Annotated in this window: 13 protein-coding genes; 3 read left to right on the top strand and 10 right to left on the bottom strand. The window is 62.5% G+C overall.

Features of this window, described 5'->3' with window-relative positions:
* Positions 1-112: 112 nt before the first annotated feature.
* The 3 genes from QP803_RS04105 to QP803_RS04095 are packed head-to-tail and all read right to left on the bottom strand — an operon-like array spanning position 113 to position 4,245.
* The gene (locus tag QP803_RS04105; RefSeq protein ID WP_284946426.1) at positions 113-1,057 is read right to left on the bottom strand and encodes an ABC transporter substrate-binding protein; all 945 of its coding nucleotides are present in this window, start codon (positions 1,055-1,057) and stop codon (positions 113-115) included.
* Between the two features lie 33 nt (positions 1,058-1,090).
* Positions 1,091-2,626, bottom strand: a complete 1,536-nt coding sequence (locus tag QP803_RS04100; protein WP_284946425.1) for an FGGY-family carbohydrate kinase — start codon at positions 2,624-2,626, stop codon at positions 1,091-1,093.
* Between the two features lie 8 nt (positions 2,627-2,634).
* Positions 2,635-4,245 (bottom strand): alcohol dehydrogenase catalytic domain-containing protein, encoded by a 1,611-nt coding sequence (locus QP803_RS04095; protein ID WP_284946424.1) that lies wholly within the window; start codon positions 4,243-4,245, stop codon positions 2,635-2,637.
* 258 nt (positions 4,246-4,503) lie between these two features.
* Between QP803_RS04095 and QP803_RS04090 the strand changes: the two genes are divergently transcribed.
* On the top strand, positions 4,504-5,505 hold the full coding sequence (locus QP803_RS04090; protein ID WP_284946423.1) for a sugar-binding transcriptional regulator: 1,002 nt from the start codon (positions 4,504-4,506) through the stop codon (positions 5,503-5,505).
* A 9-nt stretch (positions 5,506-5,514) separates the two neighbouring features.
* Here QP803_RS04090 and QP803_RS04085 read toward each other — a convergent pair whose 3' ends face one another.
* The 7 genes from QP803_RS04085 to QP803_RS04055 all read right to left on the bottom strand — a co-directional run bounded on the left by QP803_RS04085 (position 5,515) and on the right by QP803_RS04055 (position 15,198).
* Positions 5,515-7,917, bottom strand: a complete 2,403-nt coding sequence (locus QP803_RS04085; protein WP_284946422.1) for an aldehyde dehydrogenase family protein — start codon at positions 7,915-7,917, stop codon at positions 5,515-5,517.
* A 10-nt stretch (positions 7,918-7,927) separates the two neighbouring features.
* Positions 7,928-8,920, bottom strand: a complete 993-nt coding sequence (gene deoC, locus QP803_RS04080; RefSeq protein ID WP_284946421.1) for a deoxyribose-phosphate aldolase — start codon at positions 8,918-8,920, stop codon at positions 7,928-7,930.
* Positions 8,921-8,969: 49 nt separating this feature from the next.
* Positions 8,970-10,553 (bottom strand): FGGY-family carbohydrate kinase, encoded by a 1,584-nt coding sequence (locus tag QP803_RS04075; RefSeq protein WP_284946420.1) that lies wholly within the window; start codon positions 10,551-10,553, stop codon positions 8,970-8,972.
* On the bottom strand, positions 10,550-11,596 hold the full coding sequence (locus tag QP803_RS04070) for a galactitol-1-phosphate 5-dehydrogenase (protein ID WP_284946419.1): 1,047 nt from the start codon (positions 11,594-11,596) through the stop codon (positions 10,550-10,552). Before QP803_RS04070 ends, QP803_RS04075 begins: the two co-directional genes overlap by 4 nt.
* 41 nt (positions 11,597-11,637) lie before the next feature.
* Positions 11,638-12,621 carry an ABC transporter permease gene (locus QP803_RS04065; protein WP_284946418.1) on the bottom strand — a complete coding sequence of 328 codons (984 nt, stop codon included), beginning with the start codon at positions 12,619-12,621 and terminating at the stop codon, positions 11,638-11,640.
* Between the two features lie 17 nt (positions 12,622-12,638).
* Positions 12,639-14,141 (bottom strand): sugar ABC transporter ATP-binding protein, encoded by a 1,503-nt coding sequence (locus tag QP803_RS04060; protein WP_284946417.1) that lies wholly within the window; start codon positions 14,139-14,141, stop codon positions 12,639-12,641.
* Positions 14,142-14,220: 79 nt separating this feature from the next.
* A complete protein-coding gene (locus QP803_RS04055; RefSeq protein WP_284946415.1) occupies positions 14,221-15,198 on the bottom strand; it encodes a substrate-binding domain-containing protein in 978 nt (325 codons plus the stop codon).
* 369 nt (positions 15,199-15,567) lie between these two features.
* On the opposite strand from QP803_RS04055, the gene QP803_RS04050 reads away from it, so the two are divergent.
* Positions 15,568-16,050: a DUF2059 domain-containing protein gene (locus tag QP803_RS04050; protein ID WP_284946414.1), complete on the top strand. Its 483-nt coding sequence runs from the start codon at positions 15,568-15,570 to the stop codon at positions 16,048-16,050.
* A 167-nt stretch (positions 16,051-16,217) separates the two neighbouring features.
* Positions 16,218-18,917: a response regulator gene (locus tag QP803_RS04045; RefSeq protein ID WP_284946413.1), complete on the top strand. Its 2,700-nt coding sequence runs from the start codon at positions 16,218-16,220 to the stop codon at positions 18,915-18,917.
* The last annotated feature ends 6 nt before the right edge of the window (positions 18,918-18,923 follow it).

The following is an 18,923-nucleotide window of genomic DNA, read 5'->3' as shown; positions in this document are numbered from 1 at the left end:
AAGGCCGAGCATCCACGCCTTCCTTGCGGGCCGAAGGCAAGGCGTGGATGGCACGCCTTCGCGTGCCATGACGGGAGACTTGGTCGTTCAACCGACCTAAACTCATCATCCTTTAATGCGCCTTCGCCCACCCGCCGTATGAGGCGATATTGTCCGTGGTCACCAGCTTCGGCGTGATCAGAATGATCTTCGATGGCGGTTGTTTGCCGTCCAGCACGCCGACGGCAAGGGCATAGGCTTGCCCTGCCATATCATAGGGATCCTGCGCCGAGGACGCCTTGATGAGGGACGTCTTGTCGCGAAGTTCGGTCTCCACGTCCGGTGAACCGTCAACCGACGTAATAAAGAACTCGTGCCGACCGAGCTGCTTCGCGGCGAGATTCACGCCAATGGCGGTGGGGTCATTGATCGCGAAGATTGCGGCCAGCTTGGGGAATCTCGTCAGGAGTCCCTGCGCCTTGGCAAAGCCGCCATCGCGCGACGCCAAACCGTCTTCGTTGGAGGAGACGACGTGGATCTTCGGGTCGGCGGCCAAGGCATTCTTGCAGCCGGTCACCCGATCGACAACGGCACTGATCTGCGGACCGTTGAGGATGACGACATCGCCACCCTGCGGAAGATGCTCAACGATGTAATTGCAGGCTTCCCAACCGGCTTTGACGTTATCAGTCATGACCGTCACATCCGCGCCTTCGGCGCTGACATCGAAGGCGGCGACGGCAATGCCGGCGCTGCGCGCCATCTTGATGGCCGGCATGATGGCGACCGGATCCACCGCATTCACCATGATGATCTTCGCGCCGGCGGCGATGAAGTTCTGGATCTGGGTGAACTGCTTGCCAAGATCATAGTCGGCCGAGACGGCAGTCAGCTTGGCACCGGGAGTCAATTCATGCGCCTTGTCCGCGATGCCGCGATCCGTGACGGCGTAATAGGGATTTCCCAAGGACCCCACGGTGATCCCGACCAAACCGACATCGGCGGCCGAAGCAGGGAGACCTTTGATCGCCGCCAGGGCGAGACCGGCCAGCAACACGCATCTGTATGTCTTGGACATTCGTTTCCTCTTATTTTTGATTTATTTTTTGAATCAAGCAGGTCCGAGCGCGGCGAGGCGCCCGAACAGACCCTCCGTATCCTCGAGAATCGTCGCATAGAACGCCGCGCGGGCACGGTAGGTCGCCGATACAGCGGGGCGGGAGACAATCGGCGCCCCGCGGGTTCTGTTGAACGCGACAGCGGTCTTGCCGAGATCATCGAACAGCCCAACCGCGCAACCCGCGACAATCGCACTGCCAAGTGTCCCGAATTCATCGCGGTCGAGACGGTGGTAATCGAGGCCGAGCACATCGGCCTTGATTTGGCGGAACACGTCGCTGCGCGCTCCCCCGCCGATATTGAGCGCCCGCGTAAAGGAAAGCTCCGGCGCGATGGCTTTCACAGAACGGAGATACAGGCTGTATTCGTACGCGATGCTTTCCATGATCGCGCGATACATCTGCGCCTTGCCGTGCTTCCATGTCAGACCGAAATAGGCGCCGCGCATGTCTGTATTGTTCGGCGTGTTGCGGCCCGCGAGATGGGGTAGGAAGAAGAGGTTGTCCGACCCCGGTGGTACCTCGGCGGCGAGCGCATCTAAAACCGCATAGGCATTCTCGCCTTCCGTGACGGCAGCGCCAAGAGTGTCGCGAAACCATCGCAGGTTGAGCCCACCACCCGCGACATAGGCCATCGCGTAATAGAGGCCGGGAATGACATGCGGACAGGTCATCAACACGCGATGCGTCGTATCCGTCTCGAACCGGTTAATGACAGTGGAAAAGACGGAGGCTGTGCCAGCGGTGTCGAAGGCGAGACCGGGTGTGACAATGCCGGCGCCCAGCACATTCGCGGCCTGATCGCCGCAGCCGGCGGCAATCGGTGTGCCCTGCCGCAATCCCGTCAGATCCGCCGCCTCCCGCGTGATGCGGCCGATGATGTCTGTAGGCTCGACAATACGCGGCAGCTTTGCGGTATCGAGTCCGAATTCCCGCAGCAGGTCGGTGTTCCAGCGACTATGTGCGGTGTCGCTGAAGGGGCTGAAATTGAGATAGGTCCGGTCCATGGAACTGTCGTCGCCCTTCAGCCCGGCGAGGCGGCCGGCGACATAGACCGCAGGGGGAACAAAGCTATGGATGCGGCTCCAGCTCTGTGGCTGCTCATCCCGCCAGTAGAGGATCTTGGGCCCATGATTGTAGGAGGGCGCACAGCCCGAGGTGGCCAGAATCCGATCCGCATGAACCTTCAGGCGGGGAAGCTGCCCCGCACAGCGATTGTCGAGCCAGGAGTCGTAATGCGTCGGTGTGTTCCAATCGCGATCGATTGTGCAGACACCTGCCATCTGCCCATCAAACGCGATTGCCGCAATTGTGGAGGCGGCAACGCCGCTTTGGTCGATCGCCTGCCGAATGGTCCGCAACACCGATCCGTAGATGTCGTCTGGACGTTGCTCCACCCAACCGGGGCGTGGATAGAGCAATACCGATTCCTCGAAGGCGGCGCCGTGCAAAGTGCCGTTCTGATCATAGATCGCGGCCTTCGTACCCATCGTGCCGATATCGACACCGAGAAGAAAATCACCCTCCACGGATTGTCCTAATCCAACCGTTGCGACAATTGGCGCTCATCGCTGAGTGTCCATCGCGGCTGCCCTGCTCTTGCGTCCGGATGAAGTGCGGCCACGGGGGTCAGCTTCAGGTTTGGCACGCCAGGGAAGATCGCGATCTTGCCAGAGACGAGACCCGCTTCGACGGAGGCCACAGCCTCCGGCAAGGCATCAAAACCCGCCACGGCTTCAAGGTTGCCAGACAGGTCGAGGCTGCCAGCCTGTACGCGGGCGAGGATGGCCTGCTGGTCGGCCACGGTGCAGCCGGTGGAGCCCGTGAAGCGCGCGCCCGATGCCGCGACATGGCCCAGAGGCAGGGCGCAGCCACCGCCGAACGGCATGCCCGCGAAGATGACGAGCATACCGTTCAGGCGCAGGACGGAGACGCCGCGCCCAACCGCCGATGCATCGGGCACCACCACCACGACATCGTCGCAGCCATCGGGCGCAATCTCCGCCAACAGCGCATCAAGGGAGTCATCGGCGACAACCAACAAGGCCCTGCCCTGCCGCACGGCCACGGGCCCAAAATCCCGCCGCAGAGCGTTTAAACGCGCGCCCTTGCGCGATGTGGCAATGACGCAGCGGGGGCCATCGGGAATTTCGAGCGCCCGATGCAGATGAATGCGCCCCATCGCACCGCCGGCACCCAGAATGAGCGTCGTGCCGCCAGCGGCGAGATCAAATCGATTATTGGCGACACCGAAGGCTGTTTCGATCTTCGGGCTCGCCGTGCCGATGATGCTGATCTCCTTGTAGTGGATGCGTGCGGGATCAACCGTGACCGGGCTGTCGCTGTCGTCAGGTGCGGCGATCGTGAGCATGCCACGGTCAGCGAGATAGGGCAGCACAGCCTGCACGCGATCCGCGTCGAACACGCCACAGACGATGATGTCATCGAACGAAGTATGATCGCGCTTGTCCAACGTGGTGACGATCGAAACCGTGCTCGCGTGATCCATAGCCCAGGCGCGCAGGCCGGGCGGAGGTGACAGCAGCACAGCCTCGGCGATTGCAACGTCAACGGTCATGGTCATCGCATCAGCGCGCGTGCCCCCGACGACGAGAAGGCGCCCACCGGCCAACAAGCTGGTGCGGCAATTTGGCCGATAGGCGGCTTCGACGCAGGCATAAGGCTCAAGCATGGCGATGGATGCCGCACTCACATCGTCGGGCACTGCGAAAACATAGGGCTCCGGGCCGCCGAGCACATGGTCATCCAATACGATATATTGTGCGAATCCACCGGGCAGATCGATGCCGATGGTGGTGCGACGTCCGTCACGAATGATGGCCGGCTGCAGCCCGAGGCGCTGACCGGGGGCATAGGTGTCGCGCCAATTGTCGCCGACATCGCAGATTGTGAGCGCCACTTCATGGCCCAGCACCAACGGCGATTGCATCAAGTCTCGGCCGGTGAAGAGGGGATGTTGCGCCCCCATGCGCATGATTTTGAGATCCGACGAACAGATGCAGACGGCATCGATGCGCGCGATGACTTCATTCGCTGCAGCGGGACGCAAGGGCGTCGATACCGCCTGCCCGCCGACACCAAGATCGCGCGCGCTCCCGCCACTGAACGGCCAGACTCTATTCGACATGTCCACAGGCATCGAGACGGTCATGCCAAAGTACAAGTGCCGAGATGCGGGCGAGACGCGATGTGCAATGACACGCCTTTCTGAACGGTTTCCAAGACTGCGGTGGCTTCTGCCACCTGTTTTAATCTCACGTTCGCGATTTTAATGCACTTATGTGATGATCGGTAGCGGACTCGCGTCGGGTGTGTCAAGGATAAAAGGGTCTGGTGTCCATGGCGCGCGCGTTGCGCGCCGAGGCATCCAAAACAGGAGATGTGAATGTCCTTGCGGACTGAGCTTGATGGAGACATCGATTTCCGCACGCTGCCCGCCGAGCAACGTGAACTGCTCATGGTACAGGCTGCGAAATGCTACTACGACCTCGATAAGACGATGGGCGAGATTGCCAAGATCGTCGGGCTGACGCGTTGGCAGGTTGGCCGATTGCTCCGCGATGCGCGCGAACAAGGCGTGGTACGCATCGAGATTGTGCCACGCGCACAACGCAGACCTGAACTCGAAACTCGTCTACAACGGGTCTACGATCTCCACGAAGCGATTGTGGTGCCATCTGCGGGCGAGGATGATTCGCTCGTCGCCGATGGCGTCGCTCAGGCGGCCGGCCAGTTCCTCGCGGCCTTGCGACCGCGTCCCGCCCTTGTCGGTGTGTCCTGGGGGCGCACGATGGCGGCCGTTGCCTATTGGCTGCCCCGGCATTGGAATCCGGGTGTGGAAGTGGTGTTGCTCAACGGCGCCATGAACATCCACGCCAGCACCACACGCACGAACAACGTCGCGGAGTTGTTCGCGCAAGCCGGCGACGGTCGCGCGACCTTGCTGCCGGTGCCCGCCATCGTGGGACGTGCGGAAACGCGCTCCGTTCTCGAACAGGACACGGTCATCGCGCGAGTGCTCACCCTTGCCGCGCAGACCTCGGTGGCCTGCTTCGGTCTTGGCGGCACCAATGAGGATTCCGTCCTCGTGCAGTCGGACTATATCACCCCTGACGATCTTGCCGGGCTGCGGGCGCGCGGCGCGGTGGGCGACGTGCTCGGCCGCTTCCTCAATCGCGCGGGGGACATCGTGGACGCGGCCCTGGATGCGCGCACCATCGGGCTTGATCTGTCACTGCTGCGCGAGAAGCCAATCAGAATTGGCGTGGCGGTAGGCCGACAGAAACATGCGATCGTTCTGGCGGCCTTACGCTCCCGTCTGGTCAATGTGCTCGTCACCGATGAAGGCACAGCCATAGCGGCCCTGGACGCGGAAGGCCGGGGTTAACCCGGTCCGTCATTCGCCATACGGAATCCAGATGTTCTTCACCTGAACGGCGCGCCGCAAATAGTCACGGCCCTGCCCCCGCTGGGGATCGAACCAGTCCCTACCCCGGCCGCCATCGACCCAGGTGGGCTTGAGATTGCCTGCCGAGGCACGTTCCACGGCAGCGGAACCCTCGCGGCTGCCCGCATACCACAAGGCCGCGACATCATCATGCTCGGCCAGGGTTTTGCCAAGCACATCACGCTCCCCCGTCACGATGTTGACCACACCACCCGGCACGTCGCTGGTATCGAGAACCTGGTAGAACTCCGTCGCCGCCAGCGGACGCAAGGGCGAGGGCACCACGATAACGCGATTGCCCATCGCGATAGCAGGCATCACCATCGAGACGAAGGCGAGCAACGGCGCCCGGTCGGGACACAGAATCCCCATGACGCCGAAGGGCTCGTTCATGGCGAGCGTCACGTGCCTGGACCGGGTGGCATGCACCTGGCCATCATATTTGTCGGCCTGCGCCGCGTACCAGAAGATGCGGCTTATGGCGGCCTCGACTTCGCGGCCCGCATCGGTTGCGGACACGCCGCCATCCACCAAGATCGTTGTGAAGTCGTCTGCCCGCGCCGCGAGGTTTTCCGCGAGATAATACATCACCTGGGCGCGGTTATGCGCCGTCGCCGCGGACCAACCGCTTGCCTTCATCGCCGCTTCGACGGCGTTGCGAATGTCCTTGCGGTTGCCGAGCCCGGCGAGAGCCTGGGTGCCATCGGCATTGGTGACGGCATAGGAATAGCCGGAATCGGGCCGCGCCTGTTTGCCCCCGATATAGAGCTTCGCCGTCCGATCGATCGTCGGTCGATCCGCGACCGGTCCGGGCAGTCCACCGTCAGACAGCTGCGCCGAAAGCAGCGGCGGCAATGAGTCGTCATCAGGGGTGGAGTCCTTCGCCCATAGCGGCATGAGATACTCGTGCATCCCCTCACGGCCGCCCTCGCGACCGAAACCGCTTTCCTTATAGCCACCGAATCCTGCGGCGGCATCGAACATATTGGTGCCATTCACCCAAATCACACCGGCCTTCACGCGCGCCGCCGCATCTAAAGCGAGGTTGATATTCTCGGACCAGATTGACGCGGCAAGGCCGTAGCGCGTGTTATTGGCGAGCGCGATCGCTTCCTCCGGCGTGCGGAATGTCATTGATGTCGCGACCGGCCCGAAGATCTCGACATCGACAACCGTCGATGCCGGCGACACATCGGTGATCAAGGTCGGCGGATAGAAGCACCCCGTTTCCGGCACCGGGCCAGAGGCCTGCCAAATGGTGTTGCCTTCACTGCGCCCCTGCTCGACGATGGAACGGATGCGTTCGAGCTGCACCTTGGAGACGATGGCGCCGACATCGATCGACTTGTCGAGCGGATCGCCGATGCGCAACGTCTCCATCCGGGCGCGGAGCTTAGCATGGAAACGCGGTGCGATTCCTTCCTGAACCAGGATGCGCGACCCCGCGCAGCAGACCTGGCCCTGATTGAACCAGATGGCATCGACAACACCTTCGACAGCGCTATCGAGATCGGCATCCTCGAAGACGATGAAGGGCGATTTTCCGCCAAGCTCCAGGGAGAGCTTTTTGCCGCTGCCTGCCGTCGCGACGCGGATCATGCGGCCCACATCGGTAGATCCGGTGAAGGCAATCTTGTCGATGCCGGGATGCGCAACCAGAGCGCTGCCTGTGGACCCATCACCGCAGACGATATTGACGACGCCGGGCGGCAATCCCGCTTCCTGGCAGATGGCGGCGAAGGCGAGCGCGGTGAGCGGGGTGTCCTCGGCGGGCTTGAGCACCACGGTATTGCCCGCGGCAAGCGCCGGCGCGATCTTCCAGGCAAGCATGAGAAGCGGAAAATTCCACGGAATGATCTGTCCGCAGACGCCGACAGGACCATGGTCCGGAAATTCGGTGTCGATCAGTTCCGCCCATCCGGCATGGTGGATGAAATGACGTGCAACCAGTGGGATGTCGATGTCCCGTGACTCACGAATCGGCTTGCCGTTATCGAGGGTTTCGAGCACCGACAGGAACCGCTCGCGCTTCTGCACATGCCGCGCAAGTGCGTAGAGGTGTCGCGCCCGCATATGGCCGGGCAGCGCAGACCATGCCGGAAAGGCGCGGCGGGCGGCGCCGACGGCGGTATCGACATCATCCGCCGTGCCCTGCACCACGAGGGCAAGGGGCGCATCATGGGCGGGGTCGCGCACATCGCGCAGCGTTGCACCCTCGGGCACCGAAAACCGGCCGTCGATGAAATGGCCAAAGCCCGCGCGATGCGCATGAAGCCAGTCGCGCACGATATCGCTTGCCTCCGGGGCGGTTCCGTAATCCATCGTCTCAAGGATCGCTCTGATCTGGTTCATTGCCGTTTCCTCAAGCCAGCCCGTGGTGCGATGCCGAGGCATAGCGGCCGGTGACGTAGTGTTCGAGCTGACGTTCGATGTCGCCCAGCATGGAACTGGCACCGATGCGGAATAGATCAGGTTCCAGCCACGGCCGACCGAGTTCCTCCTTCATCAGGATCAACCAGGATAGGCTATCCTTCGCGGTCTTCAACCCGCCCGCAGGTTTGAAGCCGATGCGTTCCCCCGTGCGCTCGCCATAGTCGCGCAAGGCGCGGATCATGGTCAGGCTGACCGGCAAGGTTGCATTGACATCTTCCTTACCGGTGGAGGTTTTGATGAAGTCCGCACCTGCCATCATGGCGACCATGCTCGCCTTATAGACATTGCGCAGCGTGCGCAGGTCGCCCGTGCCGAGAATCGCCTTGAGATGCGCGGGACCGCAGGCGGCACGCATCGCCCGCACCTCGTCATACAGCGCCTGCCATTCGCCGAGCAGCACATGCGCGCGCGTGATGACGATGTCGATTTCCCGCGCGCCCTGATCCACCGCGTATCGGATCTCAGCCAGGCGCTGCGGCAAAGGCGTCAGGCCGGTCGGAAAGCCGGTCGCGACCGACGCCACGGGAATGCCCGATCCTTCCAAGGCGCGCACGGCCGGCGCCACCATCGTCGGGTAGACGCAGACCGCGCCCACGGTCGGCGGATTGTCGGCGAGGCCCAAAGCCTCCACCAGATCATCGCGCAGCGGGCGCCGCGCCTTCATCGCCAGGCGCTGAACCCGACCCGGTGTGTCGTCACCCGCGAGGGTCGTCAAATCAATACAGGTCATCGCCTTGATCAGCCAAGCGGCCTGATGCGCCTTCTTGACGCTGCGGCGACCACTCAAGGTCGCGACACGACGCTCGACGGCGCTGAGATTGACCTGGATCGCCTCGAACCAATCGGGTTGCAAGGGCGTGCCGGGGTTGCGATGGTCATGCTGGATCGGCGACAGCACGGGCACGACAGCCATGTCCCGCATCTTGAGCGCTCCATCCTGGGGCCGAACCGCGCCGCTCGCGTGCCTGTCGCTATCCATGTCGAACCTCTTCCAAAATTAACGGCGCGGCCGGTGAGTCATCGTGAGGCGCCGTGGCGCGCGCTGCCGCATCGGATCGGCGTGCGACAAGCCGCCGCATCAGGGGAGCCAGCAGCACGGTCGCCTCCTGATAGTCGCTGAGCAGGGTTTCATACTGGGCATGTGCGGCAGCATTGGGCTCGATCACCGCGCCGGGACTCGCGACCGCCGCCGCCGCTGCATACAAGTCGGGGACGAGCCCAACGCCACAGGCCGCGGCGCCCGCGGCCCCGAGAATGGACAGATTTTGATAGGCCGGGATATGCAGCGGAAGGCCCATCGCATCCACCGTCGCGCGCAGCCACAGCGGATTGCGCAGGAAACCGCCGGAGGCGACCACACGATGAATCTCGACACCCAGCGATGACGCACGGCGCAAGACATGAAGGGAGGCGAGCGCCAGCCCCTCCACCGCCGAACGATACAGCGCCGCCCGATCATGGCCGAGGGCAAGGCCGATGATGGCGCCACGGAGATGCGGGTCGCGATAGGGCGTACGATTGCCCATGAGGTAGTCGAGCGTCAGCAGCCCCGTGCCGCCGACCGGAAAGGCGGCCGCATCGCGCCACAGCGCGTCGCGCCCCGCACGGTCGAGGCCGAACACATCATCGCACATCCAAGACAGCACCGATCCGGCGGAAACCTGGCCGCCCTCGACGAGGCTGAGCTCATTTGTCAGCGCATTCGGATAAGGCCCCCAGAACCCCGGCAGCGGCCGATGAGGCGCGATCTGGAACAGATGCACGACGGAGGTTCCACCGATCATCAGCATATTGCCTGGATCGAGCGTGCCGGCGCCGATCATGCCGATATGCGCGTCGATACCGCCTTGAACGACCATCGGCCGGGTGCGTAGGCCGAGATGCGCGGCAGCGCGCGCGGTGATCGGCGCGATCGCACCGCCGACCGGTATCACCCGCGTCGGGATCTTGTCGGTGATCTCCGCAATGCCGAATGTCTCATAGAGATCTTGAGGAAACGTGCCGGCGGTCGCGTCATAGTTCCATTTGCAGGTCGCATTCATGCGCGAAGCGACCCAGGCGTCGCAGAGGTTGAAGTTGATGTAATCGAGGCATTCGCAAATCACTGCAGCGCGATTGTAAGTGTCGGGCTCATGCGTCTTGAGCCACATGGCTTTCGGGATCAGCCATTCCGAGGCGTCACCATCTTCGCTGCCGCCGAAAACCGGGTGCCGCGAACGGGCGGTCTGCTTCGCTTCCACACCGGCGCGGCAATCCATCCACAGCAGTGCGGGGCGCAGGGGCGTGCCGTCCCGCGCGCAGACCACCACCGTGGACGCCGTGGTGCCGACGGCCACGCCCAGGATATCGGGATGGCCGAGTTCACCCATCAGGCGTCGGCACGCACTGCCCAGCGCCGCCCACCAATCCGTCGGCGATTGCTCGGCCCAATCTGCGCGCGGATAGGAGGTGGCGTAAGTCGCTTCGGCCTCACCCAGCATCGTGGCGCGGTCAAGGTCAAATACCCCGACGCGCACGCCACCCGTGCCGAAATCGATGCCGAGAAGCAGGCTCATCGCGTAGCAATCCCCTCCGCGTGACCATTCGGGAAGAACATGACTTTGGAAAAGAACTCGTTACGACCCTTAAACATGCCGAACATCGCGGGCAAATCTTCAAGCGGTTTTTCATGCGAGAGCATGAACGCCCATTTCAGCTGCCCGGACGTCAGCGCCTCAAGCGCCACCCGCCACTGCGGCCCGGGGAACGGCGCGCCGAAGGAATTCCATGCGCCATGCAGGGACACTTCCTGGCGTAGCAGATGGTTGAAGGTCGCCTGTTCCAGAGTGACATCCGCGACCGGAATGCCGATGAAGGTGACATGTCCACCCGGCGCCGCCAGGCGCACCGCCGCGTTGATGGAAGACGGATGACCCGCCGCCTCCACAATCACATCGCAGGTGAGACCTTCGGGCGCCTTTTCATGGACCAGGAAGGTATGCGTCGCACCCGCTTCGCGCGCCATCGCGAGCTTTTCTTCTGAGACATCGACCGCCACCACTTCACGCAAACCCATCAGCCGCATCCACTGAATGGCGAACAGGCCGATCGGACCGCAGCCGATCACACCGCCCCGCGCACCGAGCGTGGGCGTCGCCTTCCAAATCGCATGCAGCGCGATGGAAGCGGGATCAGTCATCGCGACGGCGCGCGGATCGGCACCCGCCGGCGCACGCAGAAGATTGCCTTCCGGAACCGCCACGTATTCCGCATAGGCACCATCCCTGCGGCTGCCGAAATAATCATAGTCGCGGCAACGCGAGAAATGACCGCCAAGACATTGGTCGCAAATCCGGCAGGGGATGAGCGGCACCACGCCGACCAGATCGCCTTCGGTGACCGTCGTGACATTGCGGCCCCGTTGCACGACATGGCCCGAGAATTCGTGACCGCAGATGATCGGCATGCGGTGCGCACCCTTGGTCAACATGCGCGGAATATCCGAGCCGCAGACGCCCACGGCGGCGACACGCAGAAGAACATCGTCCGGTCCTGCTTCGGGCATCGGCACGTCTTCGAGCCGAATATCCCCGGGAGAGTACATGACAGCAGCACGCATCGTTTTATTCCTATCCAATTCGCGTGGGGCGGACGCTTCGCCTATCGTCGGAAGATTTGCGCGCCTTGTTGAATAACGACGGCAATCATGATGATCACCCCCATGAAAACCTGTTGGCTGTAACCGGGAACACTCGCCAAATTCATGACATTGCCGATGATGCCGAGGACGAGTGCGCCGAGCAGGGCGTTGAAGACTCCACCGCGACCGCCCATCAGGCTGGCGCCACCGATGACGACGGCGGCAATGACTTGAAGTTCGGCCCCCACGCCAACGGTCGCGGAGCCGACACCGGCACGGCCCGTCGAAATGATGCCGGCCAAAGCGGCCAATGCGCCGGAGATGACGTAGACGGCGAGAACGTAGCGGGGGACAGCAATTCCGGACAGGCGCACCGCCTCTGGGTTAGATCCGATGGCCTTCACCAACCGGCCGAACTTCGTGAAATTGAGAACGATGCCGCCGATGATGAAGACCGAGAACATCAAAATGACCGGCTGGGGCACGCCGAACACGTATCCGTTGGCGAAGTTTGAGAGTGCGGCGCCACTATCGTCCAGCATGATCGGCTGGCCGCCAGACAGGATGAAGGCCGTGCCACGCGCCATCGTCATAACAGCGAGCGTGATCACGAAAGACGGCAGCCGCAGATAGGCGATCATGACGCCGGCAACGAGACCGCAGACAGCGCCCGACAGCATCACCATGGGCACGGTCGCGGCCGGCGAGAACTGCCCGATCAGAAGGGCGGAGACGACACTGCCGAGCGCCGATACTGAGCCCACCGAAAGATCGATGCCGCGCGTCAGAATCACGAACAGCATGCCCACCGACATGATGCCGACACCCGAAGTCTGCTGCAGCAAATTGGCGATGTTGCGATAGGTCAGGAAAGCCGGTGATTGCAGCGAAGCGCCGATGACGATGAGGATGAAGATCACCAGCGTGCCCCATCGCTGGAGCAGAAGCGGAAGATCGAGCCGCTGCACACGGCCGCGCTCAACCTTTGTGGAAGGAGCCGCCACGTTCATATCCGGCATGGTCAATGCACCCGCTGAGGGTCGGAGACCCGATTAATGGCAAGGGACAGAAGTTTTTCCTCAGAGTAGTCGGGCTGTCGCAGCTCACCGCGCAGGCGGCCCTCCCCCATCACCAAGACGCGATCGCAGAGACCGAACAATTCCTGATGTTCCGAGGAGATCACGAGCACCGCCATTCCTTCTGCCGCGAGGCGCCGGATCAAGGCGTAGATCTCGGCCTTTGCGCCGACATCGACACCGCGGGTCGGTTCATCGAGGATGATGAGTCGACCGCCGAGATGAAACCACTTCGCCAAGACGACCTTCTGCTGGTTGCCGCCGGACAGGCTTGAGACGGGTGCGTGGATATTGGCCATCTTCACATGCAGATCAGTGGCGAGATCGCTCGCGATCGTCGCCTCCCGCCGGCGTCGCAGGAAACCGAAGGCGTTCACGACGGAGGCGAGGCGCGCGATGGTCATGTTGACCGAAATCGGCAGGTCGAGGATGACGCCCTCGCCCTTCCGATCCTCGGACACGAGGGCGATTCCCGCGGCAACCGCATCGCTCGGATTGCGAATGCGTAGTTCCTTGCCGTCGAGATAGATATGGCCGGCCTCCCGGCGATCGGCGCCGAAGATGAGACGCGCGACTTCGGTGCGACCGGAGCCGACAAGACCGCCGAGGCCGACAATCTCGCGGGCGTGGACAGAAAACCCGACGTCGCGCACGCGCGTGCCGCGACACAGGCCCTCGACACGAATGACCTCCGCGCCGCGGTCATTCTGCGGGGGCTGGCCGAACATTGCGCTGACAGGCCGGCCGACCATCAAGCGGATCACCGCATCGATATCGGTTTCAGCCGGCGTCACCGTCGTGACCAGGGCGCCGTCCTTCAGCACCGTGATGCGGTCCGCGATCTGCATGACCTCTTCGAGCCGGTGGGAAATATACGCCACGGCCACGCCGGAGTGACGCAACTCGCCAATAATACGGAGAAGCTGGGCAGCGTCACGCGCCGCCAGCACAGCCGTCGGCTCGTCGAAGACAATCAGTCGGACCTTGCGGGATAGCGCCTTCGCAATCTCCACCACCTGCTGATGCGCGATGGCGAGAGAGCCCACGGGTGCTGCGGGGTTGATGTCGAAGCCAAGCTGATCGGTCAATGCCCGCGCGGCGCGACGAAGCTTGCCCCAGGAGATACCGGGAGGAAGCTCACCGAGAAAGATATTCTCGGCCACGGACAGATCCGGCGCGAGCGCCAGTTCCTGGTAGATCATCGCAATGCCGCAGGCGATGGCGTTGCTCGGGTTGCGAAACCGGTGCACGGCGCCATCCACGCTGACGCTGCCCTGATCGCTGGCAATACGACCGCTCAAGACGCTCATCAATGTGGATTTGCCAGCACCGTTCTCACCCACGAGGGCATGAACTTCGCCAGCCCGCATCGAGAAATCAACGGCGCGGAGCGCGGCGGTACCACCGAAGTGCTTGGTGATGCCCCGCATCTCGATAAAGTCGGTCACGTCATGCTCCGTGGCATCGGTCCAGGGGCGAAGAAGGAAGAATCGGCGGATACCGACCCTTCCCGTCGTCCTACGAGTGTCAGAAGACCGCGTCGGGCTTGTAGTATTGGGCGACATTCGCCTTGGTAATCACGACCGGCGTGGTATCGAACACTTTCGGAAATCCAGCCGGCAGTTCACCCTTCCAGGCCTTATAGGCGAGGTTCACAGCCGTGGTCGCGACCAGCGCCGGGTCATTCAAGCCCGTAGCGCCGTATTCACCGTCCTGAATGAGCTTCAGTGCCTCTTTCTGGCCGTCGGCCGCAGCCACGAGCAGCACGCCGTTGAGGCGATTGGCGGCCTTGAGCGCATTCCGTGCGCCCAGGACCATGCTATCATTCTCACCGAGTACAACGTTGATATCCGGGTGCGCGGTCAACAGATCTTCCATGGCATTTAGGCCGCCTTCCTGCGCCCATCCGCCCCAGCCTTGGCCAACGACTTCCCAGTCTACGCGCGCATTCTGGGCAAGCTGAGCTTCATTCAGACCGCGAAAGACGCCTTCGCGGCGCTCAAGGCCCGCGCCGCTGCCCTGTTGACCAGAGAGCAACGCGATCTTCATCTTCTTTCCGGCCATCTTATGGGCCAGCCAGGCGCCAACGAGTTCGCCGTTCTTCTGGTTCGATGACTGCACAAGGGTCACGATCTTGGCGGCGGGATCGATGGAGTTATCCATCGCCACGACCTTCACGCCGGCCGCCGTTGCGGCATTCGCCGCCGGCACCAGGCCTTCGGGGTCACGCGGGTTCAGAATAAGAATGTTGATACCCTTGGCGATCATGTCCTGAACGTCTGAGATTTCCTTTTGCATATCGTCTTGCCCATCCGTCGTCGTCACCTGACATCCGAGGGACTTGGCCTGCGCCACGGCAGACTTCTGCTGGGCTGCGAAATACGGTGCGGACAGCGTGTACATCGCAATGCCCACGAAACATCCCGGGGCGGCATGCGCCGGCCCTTGGCCAAGGCCGAACACCGTCAGAACGGCCGCACTCGCCAGAAGCTTGAGTCTCATCATCGGTCCCACCCCTTGGTAATCCGGATTTTTCCGGGCGCTTATGCGAGCGGCAAAGCTGCCTCACTCGCTCTGAGCGAAGCCTAAGGCACCGGCGAGAACATCACAAGTGACTATTTTCTGCTCGCATGTGATTTTGTTTCAAGCGCGCCGCCTTTGCCTAGCCTCGCAAAGCCAGTCGAACGGCGCGCGCCAGCCGCTGCGTGAGATAGGAAGACCCAAGCCACCAGCAGAGGGCGATCATCACCGGTGAGCATGCACAGTTAGTTACACAAAACAGACTGACATCCGTATGTGAATGCTGCAGGCTTTTTTGAGAAAAGAGCGAGGGAGGGAAACGTGCGAAGACTATTGGTCATAGCGCCGGTCGTCATGGCGCTCGTCGGCCTCTCACCCATTGCCAGCCATGCCGATCAAAAGGCCGACGACATCAAGACGCTGCTCGGATTGACGGGTCGGGATGCGGCGCAGATCGAGCGCGACGTCGATGTCCGAACCAACACCAGCCTTCAGGCCTTTGTGGACGCCCATCCAGACCTGACGGGTACAGAGGTCGAGAAACTCCATAGCGCCGTCATGGCAAACGGACAGGCCTTCGTGGCAGGCTATGAAGAGGCTTTGGTGGATTACTATTCCGCGACGCTCACAGACGAACAAGTGCTTCAAACCATCACGTTCTTTCAGTCGCCTGAAGGGCAGGCTTATCGCAAGGCGTCTCGGGAACTTGGCCAAGTTTCACGCGACTACATCAAAGGCAATCTGCCGACTCTCTTCAATGCGTTGAAAGCCAGCTTTGCCGACGCGCTAAAGGGGCATGTTCTTCAACCGCCAAATCCAGGCGCGAAGTCCGGTTAGGCGCTCCGCGCCTTTAAGACGCGCGACACCTCGCGCCCAGCGCAATGATCAATGGACTTGTTGGTTGCTAAGCCGTATTCCACCGAAGAACCCGGGGGGAGCAATCGCCCTCCTCGGCGTGGAGAATGGCTACGTCCTTACCTCACGAGCAGGGCCGACCCGCTACGTTGAGCGGATGGGCCGCTGATGTCTCCTGTTCCTACGAGCCAATTCATATCCCCGGTACGATTCAGCCTTACGGGGCGCTTCTCGTCGTCGATCCAGCTCTGCGCTGGACAATCGTTGCGGCCAGCCGCAACGCGTCTGCCGTATTGTTCGAGACGCCATGGCTGAAAGCGATCATTGGTTCCAGCATCGCCCAAGTGCTCGGCACGGTCTTCGCCAAAGCGCTGCTCCACCGCTTTCATGAGGAAAGACTGGGTGGGGAAGCACCCTGGCAATCCACCCTCACCCTGCCCGATCAGCCGTTTTCTCTAGATGCCTCATCCCATAGCCATGCCGGCCTCGTGCTGGTGGAGCTTGAGCGCAGTCGGCCCGCCGATCAGGCGGAGGCAATGACCGCAGGCCGTCTGCTTCAGGAAGCGATCGTTGAACTGCGTGGCACGCGCAACTCTTTGGAAGCACTGGGGCGTGTCGCCGCGCGGCATGTCCGGCTGATCACGGGCTACGAGCGCGTCGTGATCTATAAATTCGATGCCGAATGGAACGGGCAGGCGATCGCGGAACTCAAGAACGACGACTGGTCGCAATCCCTCGACGGTTTGCATTTCCCAGCCTCCGATATTCCGGCCCAGGCAAGGGCCTTGTATCAGCGCAGCCCGATGCGCTTCGTGCCTGACCGAGATGCGACACCCATGCCGCTCGATGCCGACCCCGTTTGGATGAGCGCGCGCGCGGCCCCGCAAGCGATCGATCTGTCCTTCGCCCGGCTCCGCAGTCTTTCGCCGATCCATATGCAATATCATCGCAATATGGGGGTGAACGGCTCCATATCGATGTCCATCCTGCATGAGCAGACCCTGTGGGGCCTGGTCATTTGCCACCATCGCCGGCCGCATCATCCCTCCCCTGGCCAGCGCACGGCGGCTGCGGCCCTGACCGATGTCTTCGCGCTGCGCGTCGGGTCGAACGAACGGGCGGCGACCGACCAGGCCAGACGTCGCGAACTGGCGCTTCTCTCCGCTTTGCTGATCCATATGGCGGATGCGGAAGACGTGACGGCGGCCCTCACCGAGGGGGAGACGACGATTGGCAACCTCTTCTCCTCCACCGGTGCCGCAGTTCTCTACAACGGCACCGTCGCGCTGATCGGGGAGACACCGCCCGAAACCGATATCCTGGAACTGGTCGCTTGGCTGCGCACGCAGAACACGGCCGACAAGCTGTTCCAGACCAACGCATTGAGCGCGGCCTTCCCGGCGTGGACCCGATACACAGCGATTGCGAGCGGCGTTCTGGCGGTGTTTCTGGCCGCCGACAGGTCGGACGTGCTGCTGTGGTTTCGTCAGGAACCTCAAATAGTGAATTGGGGCGGTAGCCCGCACGCGGATGCGAGCGAAAGCGGTTCCATCCTGCCGAGGCTGTCTTTTGAGCGCTGGGTCGAGACGCGGCATGGTGTGGCCACGCCGTGGGACGACTGGGAACTCGAAATCGCCGACTCTCTCAGACACGGGATCATGGAAGTCGTCATTCGCGGCCTGCGCAAGGTCGCGGACCTGAACGACAGGCTGCGCCAGAGCCAGAAGATGGAAGCGGTCGGCCAGCTCACCGGCGGTTTGGCCCATGACTTCAACAACCTGCTGACCGGCATCATCGGCAGCCTGGAACTGATCGGCCACCGGCTGGGCCAGGGGCGCCTCGCTGATCTCGACCGCTATATCGGCGCCGCCATGACCTCCGCCAATCGCGCGGCGTCCCTCACGCATCGGCTCTTGGCATTCTCGCGCCGCCAAACGCTCGATCCGCGGCCGCTCGACGTCAATCGTCTGATCAGTTCGATGGAAGATTTGATCCGGCGTACCACAGGCCCAGGCATTCATGTGGAGACGGTGGCCTCCGGCGGTCTTTGGAGAACGCTGTGCGATGCCAACCAGCTTGAGAATGCCCTGCTCAATCTCGCGATCAATGCGCGGGACGCCATGCCCGAGGGCGGCCGCCTGACCATCGAGGCGACGAATGCCCGCCTCGACGATGACTATGCGGATCTCCATCCGGACGTGATCGCGGGTCAGTATGTCGCGATTTCGGTGACCGACACGGGCTCCGGCATGGCGGCCGAGGTCAAGGCGCGCGCCTTCGATCCCTTCTTCACCACCAAGCCCTTGGGCCAGGGCACCGGCCTGGGGCTTTCCATGGTCTATGGCTTCGCCAAGCAGTCGAACGGCTACACGACGATCTATAGCGAGATCGGCCAGGGAACGAGTGTGCGGCTTTATTTACCGCGCTACCTGGGCAAGGACGATGCGGCAGCGGCCGCCCTCCCCGTCCTGCTGCCCTCTTCCCAAGGCAGCGAGATCGTGTTGGTCGTGGATGATGAGCCCGTCGTGCGGATGCTAATCGGGGATGTGCTGCGCGATCTCGGCTATGCCGTCATCGAAGCGGCTGACGGCGCCGAAGGGCTGCGCGTGCTGGACTCTCCGCAGCCCGTCGATCTTTTGATCAGCGACGTCGGTCTTCCGGGCGGCTTGAATGGTCGCCAGCTGGCGGATGCGGCAAGGGTCGGTCGACCCGACCTCAAGGTGCTGTTCATCACCGGTTATGCCGAGAATGCGGTCCTAAGTGACGGGATGCTGGCGCCCGCGATGCAGGTCATGACCAAGCCTTTCGCACTCGATGCCTTGGCAGCCAAGATACGGTCGATGATGTGAAGGGCG

This window comes from Acidisoma sp. PAMC 29798 (genome assembly GCF_030252425.1).
Taxonomy (GTDB): domain Bacteria; phylum Pseudomonadota; class Alphaproteobacteria; order Acetobacterales; family Acetobacteraceae; genus Acidisoma; species Acidisoma cladoniae.
Note: the sequence above shows the minus strand (reverse complement) of the source record. Positions and strands in the feature narration are given on the sequence as shown.